Annotated in this window: 12 protein-coding genes and 1 pseudogene; 6 read left to right on the top strand and 7 right to left on the bottom strand. The window is 68.2% G+C overall.

The window, feature by feature from the left end; all coding sequences use genetic code 11:
- Nucleotides 1–13 precede the first annotated feature (13 nt).
- Complete coding sequence (locus tag Aau02nite_RS30010) at nucleotides 14–364, bottom strand: hypothetical protein (protein WP_212991945.1); 351 nt, start codon at nucleotides 362–364, stop codon at nucleotides 14–16.
- A 296-nt stretch (nucleotides 365–660) separates the two neighbouring features.
- On the opposite strand from Aau02nite_RS30010, the gene Aau02nite_RS30005 reads away from it, so the two are divergent.
- Nucleotides 661–1,170, top strand: a complete 510-nt coding sequence (locus Aau02nite_RS30005; RefSeq protein ID WP_212991944.1) for a hypothetical protein — start codon at nucleotides 661–663, stop codon at nucleotides 1,168–1,170.
- 277 nt (nucleotides 1,171–1,447) lie between these two features.
- Nucleotides 1,448–2,167 (top strand): hypothetical protein, encoded by a 720-nt coding sequence (locus Aau02nite_RS30000; protein WP_212991943.1) that lies wholly within the window; start codon nucleotides 1,448–1,450, stop codon nucleotides 2,165–2,167.
- 787 nt (nucleotides 2,168–2,954) lie between these two features.
- On the opposite strand, the gene Aau02nite_RS29995 is transcribed toward Aau02nite_RS30000, so the two are convergent.
- Nucleotides 2,955–3,122 carry a type II toxin-antitoxin system YoeB family toxin gene (locus Aau02nite_RS29995; protein WP_212991942.1) on the bottom strand — a complete coding sequence of 56 codons (168 nt, stop codon included), beginning with the start codon at nucleotides 3,120–3,122 and terminating at the stop codon, nucleotides 2,955–2,957.
- Between the two features lie 1,003 nt (nucleotides 3,123–4,125).
- Here Aau02nite_RS29995 and Aau02nite_RS29990 point away from each other — a divergent pair.
- The 3 genes and pseudogenes from Aau02nite_RS29990 to Aau02nite_RS29980 form a co-directional block, all read left to right on the top strand.
- Nucleotides 4,126–6,567 (top strand): non-reducing end alpha-L-arabinofuranosidase family hydrolase, encoded by a 2,442-nt coding sequence (locus Aau02nite_RS29990; protein ID WP_212991941.1) that lies wholly within the window; start codon nucleotides 4,126–4,128, stop codon nucleotides 6,565–6,567.
- Between the two features lie 212 nt (nucleotides 6,568–6,779).
- Nucleotides 6,780–8,021, top strand: a complete 1,242-nt coding sequence (locus Aau02nite_RS29985; RefSeq protein WP_246595550.1) for a poly(ethylene terephthalate) hydrolase family protein — start codon at nucleotides 6,780–6,782, stop codon at nucleotides 8,019–8,021.
- Between the two features lie 117 nt (nucleotides 8,022–8,138).
- Nucleotides 8,139–8,356: pseudogene (locus Aau02nite_RS29980) on the top strand (YrrC family ATP-dependent DNA helicase); the annotation flags it as partial.
- Between the two features lie 19 nt (nucleotides 8,357–8,375).
- On the opposite strand, the gene Aau02nite_RS29975 reads toward Aau02nite_RS29980, so the two are convergent.
- Genes Aau02nite_RS29975 through Aau02nite_RS29960 form a run of 4 tightly spaced genes read right to left on the bottom strand, consistent with a single transcriptional unit; the run spans nucleotide 8,376 to nucleotide 16,550 of the window.
- Nucleotides 8,376–9,668 carry a TIGR02679 family protein gene (locus tag Aau02nite_RS29975; RefSeq protein ID WP_246595549.1) on the bottom strand — a complete coding sequence of 431 codons (1,293 nt, stop codon included), beginning with the start codon at nucleotides 9,666–9,668 and terminating at the stop codon, nucleotides 8,376–8,378.
- Complete coding sequence (locus Aau02nite_RS29970) at nucleotides 9,661–13,665, bottom strand: TIGR02680 family protein (RefSeq protein WP_246595548.1); 4,005 nt, start codon at nucleotides 13,663–13,665, stop codon at nucleotides 9,661–9,663. Before Aau02nite_RS29970 ends, Aau02nite_RS29975 begins: the two co-directional genes overlap by 8 nt.
- Before the next feature lie 15 nt (nucleotides 13,666–13,680).
- A complete protein-coding gene (locus tag Aau02nite_RS29965; protein WP_212991938.1) occupies nucleotides 13,681–15,006 on the bottom strand; it encodes a DUF2398 family protein in 1,326 nt (441 codons plus the stop codon).
- Nucleotides 15,003–16,550 carry a TIGR02677 family protein gene (locus tag Aau02nite_RS29960; RefSeq protein ID WP_212991937.1) on the bottom strand — a complete coding sequence of 516 codons (1,548 nt, stop codon included), beginning with the start codon at nucleotides 16,548–16,550 and terminating at the stop codon, nucleotides 15,003–15,005. Before Aau02nite_RS29960 ends, Aau02nite_RS29965 begins: the two co-directional genes overlap by 4 nt.
- Nucleotides 16,551–17,124: 574 nt before the next feature.
- Between Aau02nite_RS29960 and Aau02nite_RS29955 the strand changes: the two genes are divergently transcribed.
- A complete protein-coding gene (locus Aau02nite_RS29955) occupies nucleotides 17,125–17,442 on the top strand; it encodes a site-specific integrase (RefSeq protein ID WP_212991936.1) in 318 nt (105 codons plus the stop codon).
- Between the two features lie 87 nt (nucleotides 17,443–17,529).
- Here Aau02nite_RS29955 and Aau02nite_RS29950 read toward each other — a convergent pair whose 3' ends face one another.
- Entirely contained in the window at nucleotides 17,530–19,065 is a 1,536-nt protein-coding gene (locus Aau02nite_RS29950; protein ID WP_212991935.1) for a collagen binding domain-containing protein, read from the bottom strand.
- Between the last annotated feature and the right edge of the window lie 126 nt (nucleotides 19,066–19,191).

The raw sequence follows: 19,191 nt of genomic DNA, 5'->3' as shown, positions 1-19,191 counted from the left end.
TTCGATGTCTCCATCAAACCCAGTGCGGAACACCCAGCACAACTCCGAGGCCGGGCAGGCTCAGGTGGCGCTCAGTGTCCCGGTGCCGGCCAAAATGCTCGGCCTCCACCTGTCCCAGCGCGGCGATCTCGATATTCAGAACGTTGATCAGCTGGACTTGGCTGGACACGATCGCCGCGTAGGCGTTCTGCACCGGCCGCGGCTGACGCAGCTGCTCTGCCTTCAACCTCTGTTGGATCGCGGTGGCCCGGCCCTCGAGATCACGGCGGCCGGCCCGGCGCAACGCGGCCACGACCGTCAGGCGCGGCAGTCGGACGGCGCGATCCGGATCCGGTGCACGGTCCAGCAGTTCGAGCGCTTTCACCGGCGGCCAGATCGTCGAACGCCTGCAACGCGGCGGGGAAGAACTCCTGCAACGCTGACGGTAGGCGAAGCACCTGCCGAGTGCGATCCCAGATCAGACTCTGATGCGCCGCGCCAGCAGCTTCACCGCTTCCGCGATCGGGCTGTCCCGGCGACCTGGTTCCAGCTCGCTGGACCGTTAACCAAGTTCATCCAAGATTATAAGTTGCCTGGGGGTCAAGGAGTCACATCCCATCCCGCCTCCTCGCCAACGGCAGGGATCTAGTCGCGGATCATCAAAAGGGCTAGCTTGGCTCCATGAAGGACGTTGGGTGGGTTCCGCAGATTGGCTCGTGGGTTTCGGTGTTAATCTCAATGACCGCTCTGACCTTGACGGGACTTACGTACCGGGATAGGCGAAAGCAGGATCGCCGGGACCTCTTCCTAAGGGTCCATGAACGTCTGGTCGAGCCGGATTTGCAACGTGGCCGGCGGTTGATATTTACCCGAGCCCAAACCGTAGAAGCGGTCATAGATTTGCGCGAGCACGAACCCGAAATATATGACCAGATCAATCGTGCAGTTGCCATGCTAGATATTGCCGGTATGTACATCACAAAAAATTATATTGACAAAGACGACTTCATGGCTGAATGGGGTCCTGCGTACGGCCGCATTTGGCTCGCGGCACAGCCGTTTCTCGAAGTACGACTCGGTGGCATCCGAAGCGGCGGGAGCGGATGGCCACACTTCCGTTTGCTCGGACCTGAAGCGGCCAATGCACTTGAACCGGAGCGGTCACCCGACCTGTCGGGTGATGATGGCTGAGTGCGGTGGATGCAGGGCTTCGCCCTCCCCCGATGCATGGCTAACGGGCTGACACACGCCCGGGCACCCATGCACGGTGGTCGTGCAGAGTGGATGCAGCTGGTCCCACCTGATGCTTGACGTTTCCGTCCCAGCACATGCGCGACACGAAGCCTTGAGTTCATGGTCGTTCTGGTTACAACCGGTGACAGACCCGAGTGAAGTGCAGCGGCGCACGAACGGCCCGAGTCCTGACATCAACCGTTGGTGAGGCAGCCTGCAGGGCTAGACTTCCGCGATGCTCGATGACCTGAGGCTGGAACCGCTGCTGTTTCCCGTCGAGTTCAGTTCACACCGTATGCGAATCCTCATCAATGGCGTTGACGTCGTTGCAGCGGCGTATCCGCCCACCGGCTGGTATGGGAGTCCCGTAGCCGGATTCATGCCCTCGCACCTGCTCGGAACGGATGGGCTCACTGCCTCACCGGAAGCCCGAGAGATCGCGATCGGCGGATCCGACACGACCGAGGACCAACTTACTGTCCGCGTTCAACAAGCCGGTCCCGAAGTGGTTTGGGACTGCTGGCGTTTGGTCGATATCGACACCGTGCTCAAGGAGGAGCCAGAGATCGGGCTGGGTACCTTCCGGTTCGACCCGCAGACCTACACCCATGAGATAGCCCGAGCAATCGAGCGGGCCAACCGAATGTGGTCAGCCCGATCGGTCGCCGAGAACCTCCAGGCCGTGTTGTGGCGTGAGGGATGGGACCAGGACGGCGGAGCCTGGATACGCAAATTCTCTGCGATCCGTGCCCCGGAGGAACGCCCGGACGTCGTCGAGCTCAGCTACTACGCCCGCGACCTGAGCGGGCAGCAATACGCCATGCCGGGCCGATATCACATCAGGTTCCCTGTCGACGGTTCTGACCCGGCTGCTCAGGCCCAGGCCATCGCGCACCGACTGCGCCATGAGGATCTGAAACCGCTATCCGTCCACCAGCCCTCTCGACGACGCTGACGATAGTCCTTGGCCGCCCGCGATGCGCTCCACGTCGCAGACCGTGATGGTTCCAAGATGGCATCGTCGGAATCATGTCAAGCATCAGGTGGGACGCCAGTGTCAAGCATCAGCCGTGACAGGACAAACGTTGGGCACTGAAACTGCCGAATACATCTCTCCTGGATCAAGGCGCCGCGCAAGCGCGGCGCGGCCGGACGCGCTCGGCCTGCTGGCGGCCTCCGGCCGGCATCGGCCGGCGCCCCGGCCTATGCTCCTGGACGGCGTAGGAGTTCAGCTCATGTTTCTGGCAGCTGCGCTTCGGCTTCCGGGACGGCTGTGACGAATTCTGGCGATGCCCCACCTCGGCTGTCGGTGAGCTGTAGACGGACCTGTTTGGCCGCCGTCTTCGCTGCCCTGGCTCGTTCCCTCTTGCCCAGTACATTGAGTCGGTTTGAGAGGTTGTGCAACGGTGTGGCGAGGTTGGGCAGGTAGGCGTCGTTTGCGAACCCCGACCTGCTGCGACGCCGCCGGTGGCGCGAGCAGACACTGTCCTATCTCGAGGACGACAGCGTGGATCCGATGGTCCTGCGTCGGCTGGCTGCTCGGGATCCCGGGCAGGCGAGTGTCGTGTTCCGGCGGCTGCTGAAACGGCCACGGTTCGACTGGAGCCGGGACGGTGACGCACTGATGCGCGAGGTCAAGCCGGGCTATTTCGATCGGCCGCCGCGCCCACGGGTGAGCCCGCTCAGCGAGCGTTTGGCAGAGTTCGCCAAAGGCCGCCGCTCAGGAAGGATTGGGTCGGCGGCTATTCGTAGTGGTATCGGCAGGAGATGATGGTGATCTCGTTGGTCTCGACGGCGTACACCATGCGGTGTTCGTCGTCGATGCGCCGGGACCGCTTGAGAGTCTTACGATCTTGGGTCTGCCGGTACAGGTAGTCGTCCCAGGCGTGATCGGTCCAGCTGAGCTTCACTCCTCGGGGCCGAACTCGCGCTCGGTGGCTCGGCCGGCCCGCCACTGCTGGACGTCAACGAGGTGGCGACGCTGAGCCGGTAGGCGCGGGCGCTGGGTGCCCGGATGCTTGGGGTGGGTTGACGACGAAGGTGCATCTGGGTTGTGCGCCCTGCAGCCAGACCCGCGTCAACCGAGGTAGATCGCGGAGCGTGCCGGCCACGCGACGCCAGTCTTCCGGCGTCTCTGGTGGCCCGCCCTCCAGACAGGTCATCACCACCAGACCGTCGGCGAAGACCGGCCGTCCGTAGTCGGGATCGGCACCGGTACGGCCAGACCTTCACGGTCAAGATAGACGAAGCTCGGTCTCCCACGCGAGATCAGCGTCACTCCCGGTATCGAGACGACCGACCGCAAACTGTCTGTCGACGCGCACGCTCCACACGTCCTTGGCGACTCCGCCGGCGAGCGATTCGTCGCGAGCGACGTCTTCGCCCCACCTGGCAAGCGCCACCTACCCCATTGGCCAGACCTCGCCGGGGTTTCGAACGCACTGTTCCCGGCTGATCCCTGGGCACCCGACGAGCAGCCGTTGTGTTCATGCCCGAGGTGACTGTGAGTGCCGGGCTCGAACCGGGCGGCCCTCCCGTCCGCTGTGCCCGTTTCTGCAACGTCAGCGAAAGTACCGCTCACAGACCGAAACTCTCGCTTGATATTCCCGCAATTTCCTGTAAACCTGAACCCATCGAAGGATGTGATCGTTCTCATCGGCTCGACCTGCCCGGATCAGTCACGAACCATCCCCAAATCCATCGTTGACGCCGTCTCGACGCAAGCCGAACGGCCGCGCGCCCACGCGGTCCACGTCGTGACGATCAGACCCCAATAGCTCGGAGGTGCGCCTCGATCAACTAGAACCGAGCATCTTCAGCCGCCACCCCGTCCGCCGTGGCGGCTGGTCCGCTCACCGTCAGCGCGCTTTGCCTGTCCTGCAGAAGCTCATTCATCCCATCGTTGGAGGATCAATGGTCTCCCGGAACCGTCCCGCCGGGCGTCGACTTCGAACACCATCGATTTTCGGTATCGCCGCAGCCGTCGCGGCAATCACCGTGTCCCTGCTTCCCCAGTCTGCGCATGCGGCCGAGTCCACTCTGGCCGCGGCCGCGGCCCAGTCGGGCCGGTACTTCGGCGCAGCCGTCGCTGCGAACAAGCTCAGCGACAACGCGTACACCACGATCTTGAATCGGGAATTCAACAGCGTCACTCCCGAGAACGAGATGAAGATCGACGCGACGGAGCCGCAGCAGAACAACTTCACGTTCGGCAATGCGGACCGGATCGTGAACCACGCCATCTCCCGGGGCTGGCGGGTCCGGGGACACACCTTGGCCTGGCACTCGCAGCAGCCGGGCTGGATGCAGGGCATGGAGGGCACCGCACTACGCAACGCGATGCTCAATCACGTGACGAGGGTGGCCACCTACTATCGCGGCAAGATCGACTCGTGGGATGTGGTGAACGAGGCCTTCGAGGACGGTAACAGCGGCGCCCGCCGCAACTCGAACCTGCAGCGCACCGGCAACGACTGGATCGAGGCCGCGTTCCGGGCCGCCCGCACCGCCGACCCGGGCGCCAAGCTCTGCTACAACGACTACAACACCGACAACTGGACCTGGGCCAAGACGCAAGCCGTGTACAACATGGTGCGCGACTTCAAGCAGCGTGGCGTGCCGATCGACTGCGTCGGATTCCAGTCGCACTTCAACGCGCAGTCGGCGTACAACAGCAACTACCGCACCACGCTCTCCAGCTTTGCCGCCCTCGGCGTGGACGTGCAGATCACCGAGCTGGACATCGAGGGTTCCGGCCAGTCGCAGGCCAACACCTTCCGCAACGTGGTCAACGACTGCCTGGCCGTGGCTCGCTGCAACGGCATCACCGTGTGGGGGGTGCGGGACTGCGACTCGTGGCGGTCCAGCGGCACTCCGCTGCTCTTCGAGTGCAACGGCAACAAGAAGGCCGCCTACACAGCCACCCTGGACGCGCTGAACAGCGCCGGCCCCACCACGCCGACCACGCCGCCAACCCCTCCCACTACTCCGCCCACCGGTTCACCCGGCTCCGCCGGCGAGATCGTCGGCACCCAGTCGGGTCGGTGCATTGACGTACCCGACGCCGCACGCGACAACGGCACCCGGGTGCAGCTGTACGACTGCAACCGGCAGCCCAACCAGTCCTGGACATACACCTCGAACAAGCAACTACAGGTGTACGGCGACAGATGTCTGGACGCATCCGGTTCCGGCAACGGCGCGGCCGTGCAGATCTACAGCTGCCACAGTCAGACCAACCAGCAGTGGAACGTCAACTCCAACGGCACGATCAGCAGCGTGCAGTCCGGACGATGCCTCGACGTCTGGAGCACCGCCAACGGAGCACAGGTCCAGCTGTACGACTGTCACACCGGCGCCAACCAGCAGTTCCGGCACAATGCCACCGGCGGTCCCACCACCGGCCCGACCACTCCGCCGCCGACGACCACTCCGCCGCCGACGACCACCTGCGCTCTTCCGTCGTCGTACCGCTGGTCCTCGTCGGGTGCGCTGGCGCAGCCGCGCTCCGGATGGGTGTCACTGAAGGACTTCACCCACGCGCCGTACAACGGCCAGCAGCTGGTCTACGCGACGACGCACGACACCGGAACGACGTGGGGCTCGATGAACTTCGGGCTCTTCTCGAACTGGAACCAGATGGGTTCGGCCAGCCAGAACCAGATGCCGTTCGCGGCCGTCGCGCCGTCGTTGTTCTACTTCGCCCCCAAGAACGTCTGGGTCCTGGCCTACCAGTGGGGCGGGCCGGCGTTCTCGTACCGGACGTCGACCGATCCGACCAACGTGAACAGTTGGTCGTCGGCGCAGACGCTGTTCACCGGCAGCATCTCCGACTCCGGCACGGGCCCGATCGACCAGGCGCTCATCGGCGACAGCCAGAACATGTACCTGTTCTTCGCCGGTGACAACGGCCGGATCTACCGGGCCAGCATGCCGATCGGCAACTTCCCGGGCAACTTCGGCTCGAACTACACGACGATCATGACCGACACCACCAACAACCTGTTCGAGGGTGTGCAGGTCTACAAGCTCGAGGGCGAGAACCGGTACCTCATGCTCGTCGAGTCGATCGGCTCGCAGGGTCGCTACTTCCGTTCGTACACGGCCACCAGTCTGGGCGGTACGTGGACGCCGCAGGCCACGTCTGAGAACAACCCGTTCGCCGGCAAGGCCAACAGCGGTGCGACCTGGACCAACGACATCAGCCACGGTGAGCTGATCCGTACCAACGCCGATCAGACCATGACCGTGAACGCCTGCAACTTCCAGTTGCTGTACCAGGGACGGTCTCCGAACTCGGGCGGTGACTACGGCCTCCTGCCGTACCGGCCGGGTCTGCTGACGCTGCAACGCTGACGACCGGACAACGCCGAGCGGACGGGCTCGGCACCGAGCGAGCCCGTCCGCTCTTCCCACCTCACCACCGAGAGGTAGCGACAGTGCGAGGACACAGACACCACCCACCGCTTTCGAGGAACACCCATGCTGACCGAGCGTCCCGCGGATTCCCGAGACGGCTGTTCAAGATCGCCACCGCCGGGATCGCCGCCGCCGTCGGGTTGTTCGCCATGGCGCTGACGACCGGCACGGCGTCGGCCGCCGACAACCCGTTCCAGCGTGGCCCGGACCCCACCCGGGCCAGCGTTGCGGCCGAGAACGGCCCGTTCGCCAACGCGTCGGTCAGCGTCCCATCCGGGTACGGTTTCAACGGCGGCCGGATCTACTACCCGACGGACACCAGCCAGGGCACCTTCGGGGCCATCGCGATCTCGCCGGGTTACACCGCGTTGTTCTCCGCCGAACTGGCCTGGATGGGGCCCTGGCTGGCCTCCCACGGCTTCGTCGTGATCGGCATCGAGACCAACAGCCGTAACGACTTCGACACCGCCCGCGGCACCCAGTTGCTCGCCGCACTGGACTACCTGACGCAGCAGAGCCCGGTACGCGACCGGGTCGACCCCGACCGGCTGGCCGTCTCCGGCCACTCCATGGGCGGCGGTGGGGCGCTGAGCGCAGCCATCCGGCGCTCGTCGTTGAAGGCAGTGGTCGGGATCGCGCCGTACTCGCCGTCGTCGAACCTCGCCAACGACCGGGTGCCCACGATGATCTTCTCCGGGCAGGCGGACACGGTGGTCACCCCGTCCTACGCCCTCGGCCTGTACAACAGCATCCCGGCCACGACGGAGAGCGTCTATCTGGAGGTCGCCGGCGGCGATCACGGGTTCATGGTCGGCCGGTCGAACCCGGTGATGATCCGGACCATGCTGCCCTTCGTCAAGATGTTCATCGACAACGACACCCGGTACAGCCAGTTCCTCTGCCCGTTGGCGGACTCCAGCGGCGTGGTCACCTACCGCAGCACGTGCCCGTTGTTGCCCGCGGCGCCGACCCCTCCCACTACTCCGCCCACCGGTTCACCCGGCTCCGCCGGCGAGATCGTCGGCACCCAGTCGGGTCGGTGCATCGACGTACCCGACGCCGCACGCGACAACGGCACCCGGGTGCAGCTGTACGACTGCAACCGGCAGCCCAACCAGTCCTGGACATACACCTCGAACAAGCAACTACAGGTGTACGGCGACAGATGTCTGGACGCATCCGGTTCCGGCAACGGCGCGGCCGTGCAGATCTACAGCTGCCACAGTCAGACCAACCAGCAGTGGAACGTCAACTCCAACGGCACGATCAGCAGCGTGCAGTCCGGACGATGCCTCGACGTCTGGAGCACCGCCAACGGAGCACAGGTCCAGCTGTACGACTGTCACACCGGCGCCAACCAGCAGTTCCGGTTCGCCTCCCTCACGCGATGATCATGACCAATTGCCAGGGTCGCCGCAGCCGGTGAGCCTGGGTGCCGGGAGCCGGGCTGGCCTGCTGCCGGTCCGGCCACCGTCGCCGTCTGCCGGGACAGTGGTGCGCGAGCCCGCACGGTGGCGCGGGTGGCGACCGGTCGTGGGTCGGATCTGCTGACGGTGGTCGGGTCGTTGCTGGGGGCGCAGCCTGGTGAGAGTTTGCGGATGCGGGGCTGGTGGTCGTCGCGAGCACTTCGGCCCGGCGACCCTCGAGGTGATCGAGGGCGAGCCTGGCCGGCTGGTCGAGATGCCGGGGCTGGGGCCCGAAGCGTACGGCGAAAATCACTGTGGCGTAGCAGGAGCAGAAGGCGATCAAGGAGGTGATGGCCTTTCATCGACGAAATCTGGAACGGGTTTCGCATCCTGTCGGTTCGGGCCCACTCCACCCCTGGTCTGCGGGTTCATGCCGGCCGGAGCCGGCGGCGTTGCGATGCCCCGCAGAAGGTCGTCCAGCAGTGTGCCGATGAGGCGCTCCTCCATCACCGATCGGCCGGTATCGGTCATCGCCTCCGCCAAGGAGGGATCCCAGTGGCTGGCTGCCGGAGCGCCGGTCAATGGCAGACCGATCGTGTCGGCATCGAGGTAATCGGCACTGGACATACGCCATGGCACGGCTTCCGGATAGCGGGCGAGCGCGGCGGCGGTCAACCGGATACCGGTCCAGTCGAAGTCGTTGCGCCATCTGATCACGGTGCCTGCCGCCCGGCTCGCCAGCAGAGTGTGGACCGCGGCGGACGGCACTCCCTCGGTACAGATCAGCGGGGCCGTGGCGTGTCCCGCCGCGGCTCGCAGCACGGCCGGGTTCTCGCACACATAGATCGCCGGGACCGGCAGGGACAACGGGGCGAGTCGTAGCTGGTGCAGGGTCACGCGGAACGGCACATGAGCCATCGTGGCGGAGGACAGCCAGTCACCGAGAGGACCGCCGGTGGCGGGAAGATTGAGGACCAGGGCTTGGCTGGCGAGGTCGTCGGGTACCAACCCGGCCATTTCCCAGAGTGCCCGTTCCTGTTCAGCTCCGGTCGGTGGCTTAACCTGGTGCCAGGCGGCCAGCGCTCGGAGCACGAGTCCGCGTATCGGTCCCTCCGCAAGGGCCTTGGTGTCGCCGAGGATCCGTTCGGCGAAGACCGGCATCGGTTCGGCGGCGACCGGCAACGCGTCAAGTGTTGTCAGCACTCGGGAGAACGGCAGTTCGCTGCGGGCCATCCGGGTGAGTGTCCCGTCGCGGCGCAGGTTACCGATCCATTCCTCGAACCAGGGCCAGCCGGCGTGGCGGCTGGCAGCGGCCATGGTGAGCATCGCCTCCCGCGCTTCGGCGAGGGCGGCGCGCTCAGCTGGTCGGTCCCGGAACGGACCCACCGCCGACGGCAGATCGATGCTGTGGGCGTTCCGCAGAAAGGTATCGATCTCGGACAGGCGGACGGTGACCCGGTTGACGCCGGCGGGCCTGTGCACCCCGGTTACTCCGATGACGACATGCCGTTCCGCTTCGTCCGGCGCGGTCAGGGAGACAGTCCCGGCGAGACTTCCGCCGGTGCGCTCCAGGCTGCGCCGGGCGGCGGCCAGCAGCCGCCGCCAGCCCGGATCGGTGGTGAGGTCAGGCATGTGAGGGAACGGTACGGGTTGACGGCGAGCCCAGTGCAGCGGCGAGCGTCCCGTCGAAGTCGGCCACATTCACGGTGCCGTCCCACACCAGCAGGACGGTCGACACGGTGTGCTCAACCGTGGAGTGCGACAGGTCGTAGTGCGCGCACCCGGTCACCGCCGGATGGGTGGCCCACAGGTCGTATCCCGTCATGAACAGGTCCAGGTCGAACTGTTTGGCAAGGGACATCAGCTCACCGCGCCCGTTGTCGTCGACACCAGCGAACGCCTCGTCAAGGCCGAGCAGCCGGGGCGCGTCCGGGCGGGCCGACCCGAACAGCGCGTTGGCGGCCGCGAACAGCGGCAGGTGCAGCGACACCGACTGCTCACCACCGGAGAGCTGGCTGTGCCGGGCACGGGTGAGCGGCTCACTGACACCGCCGGGCCGATGCAGGGTGAACGCGAATGCCCGCCACTGCCGGTAGTCCAGTACCTCGGTCAGCAGTTCCCGGTAGGGCTTCTCCGGCGCCTGTGCCCGGGTCGACTTGATCCTGGCCGCGAAGTGGCGGCGCAGGGTGGCCAGCTGGCCGGGCCCGAGTCGTGCCGGGTCCCGTTCCAGCAGTTTGCATACCTCACGCTGCTCCGGGTCGAGGTTGTCGGAGAGCCGCCAGCCCACGCCGACGGTCAGGCCGGACGACATCCGCCGGGCACGCATCTGCTGGTCCATCGCGTCGACCAGGTCGCGCGCCTCGATCGTACGGCGATGGATCTGCCCGGCGAGCTGGCCCAGCAATGCGTCCTCGAAGACCCGCTGCTCGGCGTCGGTGAGCAGTTGCTCCTGGTCGCGGCGTTCTCCGGTGATCCTTTCAGCGAAGTGCGCCACCGGTGTCAGCCCCTGTTCGTCGGCGACCCGCACGACGATGACACCCTCGTCGGTGTCCCATTCCGGCCGATGGTCGAGCCCGGCGGCCGGTAGCTGCGCCTGCAGGTCGGTGAGGGCGCTGGTCAGCCGGGTCGCGCTCTGCTTCAGTGAGGTCTCGGTCGGGCTCAGCTCACGGGTGGCGGTCAAGATCGCCTCGTGCAGCGCCACGACCGCGGGATCGAGGTCGTCCTCCGCGGTGTCGGCGGCCGGCCACCGCAGGTGCGGCGGGCAGCGCATCAGACCCAGAAGATCACTCTGGGCGTACGGGCGGAGCCGCAACGCCTCACGCCGTGCCTCGGTGATCGCCTCCGCCACGGACCGTTCACCGACCTCGACCCGTGCCACCGCGCCGGCCCGGCTCTGCAGCGCCGCGCTGTGCGCGACCCTGACCTGTTCCAGAGCCTGTTCCGCCACAGTGACCGCGTCCTCAGTCTCGGCCACCTCGGCCAGCACCCGGGTCGCCTCGGCCCCGATGGCCGCCGACAGGGTGCGCAGTTCTTCGTCCTTCTCGGTGTGCCGGGCGTGCGCTGCCCGGCCTGCCTGCCCGGCCGCCTCGGACCGTTCCTCCGCCTCGGCGAACCGCTCGGCGGCCTCCCCGGCCAGCACGTCGGCGCCGTCCGCGCTCTCGTGGGTGTGCCGCAATTCCACCCCGAGCCGGTCGAACCGATCCAGCGCCGCGGCGGTCGAGTCGAGTCGTTCCATCGGCAACGACCGGTCGACGCCGGCCCGGCGCAGCCTGGTGGTGGCGGCGGCCTGGCCGGCCACGGCCGCGTCGAGTTGGCCCGCGGCGTCGAGGGCGGCCTCACGGCGTACCCGCAGAAGGGTCGCGGCCCGGTCCAGTTCGCGTTCGGCTTGGGTGATCGCGGTACGCAGCGGCAGCGCTGTGCCCGCCCGGTCCACGGCGCTCAGAACCTCCCGCCGGGACTCGCGGCCGGCCTCGACCTCGTCGATCTCCCGATCGAGGGCGGCAAGCCGGCGGTCGCAGTCGGCGATCCGCGCGGCGCGCCGCGCCGCGCGGGCGGTCGCCCCGATGTATTCGCAACGATCTTTGGTGAACCGGCCGACACCGGAGCCCTGGGCCCAGCGGCCGTCGCCGGTCACCCCGGACGGGCCGGTGATGTCGCCGAGCGCGATGCCGCGGAGCACGGCCGTGATCCGTTCGGCCGGCACCAAGTCCTGGTTTTCGGGCATGAGCACGTCGGCCAGCGTCGCGCCGGTCTGCTCGCCGGAGCGCAGGTAGGCGTCCTGGTCGTTGTCGTCGGCGGTCGGGTGCACGAGTGCGTCGAGCAGCCCGGCCGCGTGCAGGGCGGCCTCGATGCCGGCCGCCTCCGTCTCCGGTGTCCCATCGGCGAATCGGACGAGACGCCACAACGGCGCGCCGGCTCGGTTCTCCCGCGAGGCCGGCCGGGTCGGCGACGGTGGCGGCGAGTCGTCGTTCTCGGCCGCGATCAGCGCCCGCTCGTCCACCACCTTCCGGCGTTCGATGGCCAGGCTGTCGGATCGGGAGCCGAGCGCGGCCACCTCGTCCCGGATCGCGCCGGTCGGGACGGCCATCCGGTCGTGGTAGAGATCGCGCAGCGAAGGGCTGGTCACCGCCCCGGCGAGAGTGTCCGGCAGATCGGCGACGCCCAGAGTGGTGAACAGCCCGGCGTGCTCGGTTCCCCAGCCTCGTACCGCCTGGGCGGTCTGCTCCCGGGCCACATCGAGGACGTCTCCGGCCTGCTCCTCCGCCGCGGTGGCGTCCTCCGCCGCTGCGCGTGCCGCGCGGTCGGCCTCCGCGGCCCGCACGTGTTCGCGTTCCGCCTCCGCCAGGCGGTTCGTCAGTTCCCGGATCGCTCGCACGTCCGCCCAGCGCGCCGCCGACCGGGAGGCCAGCCGTGTCGCAAGCCCGTCGGCGTCCGCGTCCCCGGCCCGCCATTCGATGCCGCCGCTTTCCGCCTCCGACGCCAGTTCGGCCGTCACCCGGCCGACCTTGGCACGGGCGTCGTGCAGCGCCGCGGCGGCTCGCTCAGACTCCGCCCGCCGTTTGGTGGCGACGTCACGCTCCGCCTCGACCTGCCGGTCGGCGCGGCGGGCGGCATCCGCCAGGTCGTGCACATGCCGTTCCAGGTCGGCAAGTTGTTCGTGCGAGCGGTAGGCGGCCGAGCTCTTCAACCGGCCCAGATGCGCGCGCAGCCTGCCGGGCTCACCTTCGACCGCGCGCAGCCGCCGCTCCGCCTCCGCCGTCTGCTTGTGTGCCGCCTCGGCTTCGTCACGTGCCGTGGCCAGCGCCTCCCGGCGTACCTTCGCGTTGTCCCGGCGTGCGGTTAGCGCGTCGGCGGCGGCTCGCGCGTGGGTCCGCAGGTAGGTGGCGTAGACACCGAGGAAGGAACCGGTCGCGGCGTCGGCCGCGACCAGACCTTCGAGGGTACGGGCGACCGCTTCCATGTCGTCGAACGAGCGTGCCGCCTCCACCAGCAGATGATCCTCCACCGGGCGCAGGCCGCGTTGCAGGGTGCGGGACAGCTCCACCGGGTTCAGATCCTTCGCCAGCTGGGGCTTGCGCAGTGTCAAGACCAGGTCGAGCAGCTGCTCGTAGCGGGCCGGGCCCAGCCCGAACAGCTTCGCGTCCACCAGGTGCCGGTACTCCTCGGCCGAGTCGCGTACCGCCTCCACGCCGAGCCGGTCGATCAGATCTCGCCGGGACACCGGCCGGTCCTCGTCATCCAGCAGCGACAGGTCCACCCCGACCCGGCCGTCCGCGACGAAGTGCCAGCGGGTTACCCGGTCGTTGTGCCGGTGGGCCCGCAACCCGATCCCGATCGTCACGAACCGGTCGCCGTCCCCGAACTCCATCCAGACGTACGCGTACGCCGTCTCCTGCCCCCGGTAGAGCAGATTGGACTTCATCGTCCGGTCCTCGCCGGCGAACGGGTTCAGCCGGCGCGGCTCGATCCGCCCGTCCAGCACGAACGGGAACAACACTTCGAGGGCCTTCGTCTTGCCGGATCCGTTCGGCCCGCGCAGCACGAGCCACCCGTCGACGAACAGGAACTCCTCGTCGCGGTAGTCCCAGAGATTGATGATGCCGGCGCGAGTGGGGGCGAAACGAGCCAAGGCGGATTCCTCGATCTAGAAGAGGGTGCGTTGTCTGACCTGGGCCACGGTGCTGCGATAGCGGCCGATCAGCGGGCGGGCCAGCACACCGCCGGGCACGGGGAGCACCGCACCGAACCGGGTGAGCAGCCCGACCGCCTCGGTGCGCAACCGGCCGGGATCGGCGTGCCAGGCGGCGCCGAAAGCGGACCCGTACCGGTGCAGGATCTCCGCTGTCGCCTCCCGCAGGAAACTGTCGGTGATCAGTGGCAGCCGCCACTCCGGGTTCTCCGCCTCCGCCGCCTCGTCCTCCGTCGTCTCACCGGAGTCGAGGCCCAGTGGGACGCCCGCCGGCAACCCGGCGTCGATCTGGCCGATCAGCTTCTCCCGGGCCTCCGCCGGATCAGGCACCGGCATCCGGCGGGTCCTGCGGCCGTCCGGATCGGACACCCGGTCGGCGATCGCCACCGCCAGCAGCACTGCCGCCTGCGCCACCGAGCCGGTACCCGGGAACCGCTCCGCCGACCAGCCGGCCGTGTCGACCAGCAGCACTCCCTCGGCCCGCCGCTCCAGGCGCAGCCCGGTGAGCCGGAAGAGGTCAGCGGCCAGCGCCTGACCCCGTAGATGGTTGCCGACCTCGGCGGAGACGTCGTCGTAGTAGACGACGGGCTGTTCCAGCACCGCACGCCGGGCGGCCTGCGCGGCGGCCCGGCGCTCCGCGTTGCCGCTGCTGCTCAGCGAACGGTCCAGCAGGGCGGTCACCGAGTCGATGTGCTGCAGCACCCGCGGCGGCCGGAACAGTGCCAGCACGGCGTCACGCGCGACGTCGTACAGCGCCTCACCCGCGCCGGGATCGCTCGCCCACGCCGAGCTGGAGCCGTCGGCCAGCCGCAGCACACCCCGCTCCTCCAGCCAGGCGACCGCGTCGACGAACGCCCGCCGGTCCGCGCCGGAGTCCGGGTCCAGCCCCAGCCCGGTGATCCGGCCGGCGTCGACGGCCACCGCCTCGGCCAGCTCGCTCAGCGTGATCTGGATACCGGCCCGGCCCAGCGTCGCCAGGCACAACGACAGATAGGCGTAACGCTGCCGGTCGAACGGGCGACCGGTCCGCGAGACCGCCGGCCGGTCCGTCCGCAGCCGGTCGGCGGTGCGGACCAACCGTGCGGTGGCCCCGTGCAACTCCAGCCGGTACCCGAACGCCTCGGACAGGTCACCGCGCAGGTCGGCGGCGAACCGCCGGATCCGCGGCAGCGTCTTCTCGTCCGGCCAGGTCGCGGTGATCAGCGGGTGCCGCAGCAGGAGCCGGACCGCGCGCTGGTAGTCGGCGAGTTCCAGATCGGAGACTTCAGCGGCAAATCTCACACAGTCACCGTCTCTGTCCGGCGCGCGGCGGTGTGCGCGGCCGTGGTCACGGACAACTCGAAGCCGTCGATGTGTAACCTGCCCGACTCGGTGGGCACCGTGGTGAACCGGCCGGGACAGGGGGTGAGCGTCAGGCGCACCCCGAAAGCGGCGGCCGCGAGAGGAACCTCCCGCCGGCCCGCCTGCCGCGTCGTCAAGGCGATGTCGAGAAGCTGGCGCAGCGCGCCGGCCTGCGCGCCGGTGAGCGTCTCCGCACCAATGAGGCTGGTGGCCGCCTCCGCCTGGCGGCGCTCCTCGGTGACCTGCCGCTCCCGCAACGCCCGGCGGGAGGACTCCGACCGTTCGATCCGGGCGATCCGACCGTTGCCCTGCCCCGGCATCCGGCCACTCTGCACCAGCGTCCGGGACAACTCCACCGCCGGCGCCTCCCACCAGGACAGTCGTCCCGGGATCGCGTCCGGATCGAGGTACGCCACCCCGACGTGCCGTGGCGCACCCAACCCGAACACCACGTCGAAGACGGCATGCGCGGCCTCGTCGGAGCCGGTCGCGATGAACCAAGCCGCCAGATGCCGCAACTGCGACTCCCGGCTCACCCCACCCCGGCGGGCCTCGGTGACCCGGCGCAGCAGAGCGAGCACGTCCCCGATCGCTGCCATCGTCGCGCCGGACAGCCGGTCGGCCTCACTGGGCCGGTCGGTCTCCGGCGCCAGCCAGGAACGCAGCCCGCCCCAGCGGCGGCGCCAGTCCTCGATCCGCTCGACCGGCGTCGCGAAGATCCGCTCGTCAGCCTCGGCCGCTGCCTCGATCATCCGCTGCAGACCGGTCGCCTCGACCTCGTGTACGGCCTCCCGCAGGCGCGGCGTGTACCGCTGCAATTCGTCGTGAAAGTCCCGTAGATGGGCGAGGAGTGCGTCCTTGTGGGTGAGGAAGACCTCCGGGCGTATGTCATGGGTCCGGCTCAGATCGCCGAGCATGTGATAGAAGCGGGCGGCGCGTTCCGCGACGTCGGCCAGAGCCCGGTCGAGTCGGTTGAGCTTGCGGTAGACCTCCTCGGCGTCGCCGTCCTCGTTCGCCGTGGCGAGGGCCTTGAGATCGGCGAGCAGATCGGCGAAGACCAGCCGGGACAGTGTGCTGTCGTCCAGCCCCGCGGCGAGAACGGACTCGACAGCGCGGTGGGCACGGTAACCGGCCTCGGTGAACTGATACACCGAATGTCGGTTGCGGTATTCGGCAAGCGTGGCGGCCCGGGTGCCGTCCTGGCCGCGGTCCAGCACACCCCAGTCGACGAGGGCGTCCAGCAGCCGGGGAAGATCAAGGCCGGCAGGGTCAGGGCAGTCGTGGTGGATCCCGGCGAGACCGGCCAGGGCGGCCTGCACATCCGCGGTGTGCAGGACGACGTGATAACTGGAACGGGCGGCGTCGAAGGCGCGCAGAAGCCACAGGTACGCGAGCCGGTTGTCGGCATTGACGTAGCTGAACAGCCGAAGGCGATCGTCGACCCCGAAATCGTCCAGCCCGAACGAGGTCCGCGGTTCCGGCATGCGGCCACGATACCGTCGGTGCCCGACCACCCTCGGACACCGGGTGGGGGCGTTCACTTGCGCGGGTGAGCTCGCCCGGCGCTATGCGGAAGTGGCGGCTGAGCTCTGACCTCGGAGCAGGTAGTCGGTCTCCATGATCGAGTCCCCGTCCTCCTTGCTCGCCAGGACGGCGTTGCCGCGCTTGGAGAGGATCTCGGTCGGGGTGTGGTCTTCATCGACTCGCTCGATGAGCGGAAAGAGGGATTGCGCGCCGCGCTGGCGCTGATCGCTGAAGTCACGATGCCTCCCGGAGTTGTACCGGATGCGGTACCACTTGGGGGCGGTAAGCCCGTTGTCGTTCTGCTCACCGCACCGTGCGCTATCGCCTACTGGGTGAGCTGGTCAACTTCCCGGCAGCGAGTCGCCCGGAAGGACGGTGGCGTGGTTCGCACGGTGCAACGTCCGGCCCACCAGCGGTCTTGGCCTGCGGGCACCCGCAGAGTAGAGCTTCGCCCAATCTCTCGCTGTCACCCGAAAGCGGGAGACTCAGGTGGCCAAAGCGGTAAGAACCGCCCCCTCAGCTGTAGCAGACTACGTGCCCGACATCAACGAAGTGACCTTTGCGAGCTACCGGCGAGCACTGCGGAGCCGCAACAGGTCTGTGCAGACCATCAATACCTACCGCAAGGTGATCCGTGAGCTGGCTGACTTCCTCGACGGAGCGGACCGCCTGACGGCTACGAAAAGCGACATGGAGCGCTTCTTCGAGAAGCGGCTCGCGGAGGTCAGCGCGACCACCGTCGCCATCGGGTTCCGATCACTCCGGGCCTTCTTCGGCTGGTGCGTCGAGGAGGAGATCATCCCGTCGTCGCCCATGGTCAACATGAAGGAGCCGACGCCCGATCCGGGATGAGATCAAGACCCGGATCGAGAAGCTGCTCACCGAGCTGGTCCCGGCAGCCTGACCGGGACGAGGTCAGGCCACCGGGCGGTCGCTGGGTCAGTCGTCGTACTGCAGCGTCAACTGGACGGTCTTGGGCTTGTCGGGATTCACCCGCACTGTCGTCGCCGACGTGAAGTCGTCGCCGCCGTGCCAGCCGGACCGGAATTCGGTGTCGGCGACATACCGCAACCGGACGGGCTGAGCCGCCACCCCGCTGAGGGTGCGCGTGTAGCTCATCGCCGCGACATAGTCGCCCGTCTTGGCGTTGAACACGTCGACATGCAGGTAGCCGTTCCACGCCTGGCCGTCGCTGCTGCGCGCGGTGACGTTCATGCCCGGACCGACCCGGGTGAGGGCGGCGTCCGCCACGCCGGGTGTGTCGACGCCGGCCAGCACCGGGGTCGCGGCCTTGCGGTTGGTCGCGCCGCCCGACCAGGAGGAAGCGTACGACTCATGGTCGTAGAAGTACGAGAACTGCAGCGGCCACTCGTACGGACCCAGGTTGGGAATCGTGTACTTGCCCTCGCTCCAGTATTCGATGCAGTGCGGGCCGCCCATCGGGTTGCTGTCGCCGGGGCGCACGGGCAGTACCGACGCGCACCCGTTGAGGAGCGTCTCGCCGGTCGCGGCGTCGGTGACGACGCCGGTGATCGAGGCGGCCGGGTCGAGCCTGATCGTCGGAGCCGCGCTGCGCTGACCAGCCACGACGGTGATCTTCTGGGCCCGGTACTGAATGCCGGTGCCGCCCCGGGCGCCGACCCACTGCAGGCCGTACGAGCCGCGGTCGGGGCTCGCGAGCAGGGTGTACGTACCGGGCGCCAGCCCGCCGAGCAGAACGGTGCCGTCGTCCTTGGAGTAGTTGTCGCCGCCGTACTGGCACATCTCCGAGTCGAGCGAGCCGAAGGTGAGCGTCAGCGGCATGACGCACACCGACGGCACCGGCTCACCGGTGGCCCGGTCGAGCACGGTCGTGGTGATCGCACCGGTCGGTTTCAGCGCGACGGCGACGTCGGTCTGCACTCCCGGGGTGACCCGTACGTCGGTCAGCGTCGTGCCGGCGTGCAAGCCGTCGCTGGAGGTCACATAGATCTCGTGGACGCCCGTGGTCAGCCCGTCGAGGGTGAGCACACCGTCGGTCGCGCCGCAGGTGCCGGGGAAGGAGGAGTAGAGGCTTGCGCAGACGGCGTCGACCGGCGCGCCGCTCACCGCGTCGGTCACCGTGAGCCGGACGCCGCTGCCCGGGGCGTAGGTGTCGTCGACGTCGACCGTGGCCCCGGCGTCGACGTCGATCACCGTCGCCGAGGAGAAGGTGAATTTTCCGTACGCCCACTGCCATTGCGCGTCGAAGTTCGACCGCACGCCGAACTGGATCTTGTACCGCCCGGGTGTGACCGAGGGGAACGCGTAGTCCCCGTCGGCGTCGGCTTTGACCTGGCCTGCGCTGCCGCCCTCGATGGTCCACAGATTCACGGTGATCGCGCCGCTGCCGGTGTGCGTGATCGTGCCGCTGATGCTGCCGGTGTCGCTCGCGTGTGCCGCGCCCGCCGGTGCCGCCGTGACCGCGGCGAGCACCGTGGCCATCACCGCCAGCATCTGCCTCAACCTGCCCGTTCTCATCTGCACCATCCCCGCTCCTGTGCGCTGTGTCGGTGGATTCTGGCACGCTGCCCATCGATGCGGTGCGACGGTCCACAGTGGCAAAACTTACGGTCCGTCGAG

The sequence above is a fragment of the Actinoplanes auranticolor genome (assembly GCF_018332655.1).
Taxonomy (GTDB): Bacteria; Actinomycetota; Actinomycetes; order Mycobacteriales; family Micromonosporaceae; genus Actinoplanes; species Actinoplanes auranticolor.
The sequence above is the reverse complement of the archived record's forward strand: the minus strand, read 5'-3'. Positions and strand labels throughout refer to the sequence as shown.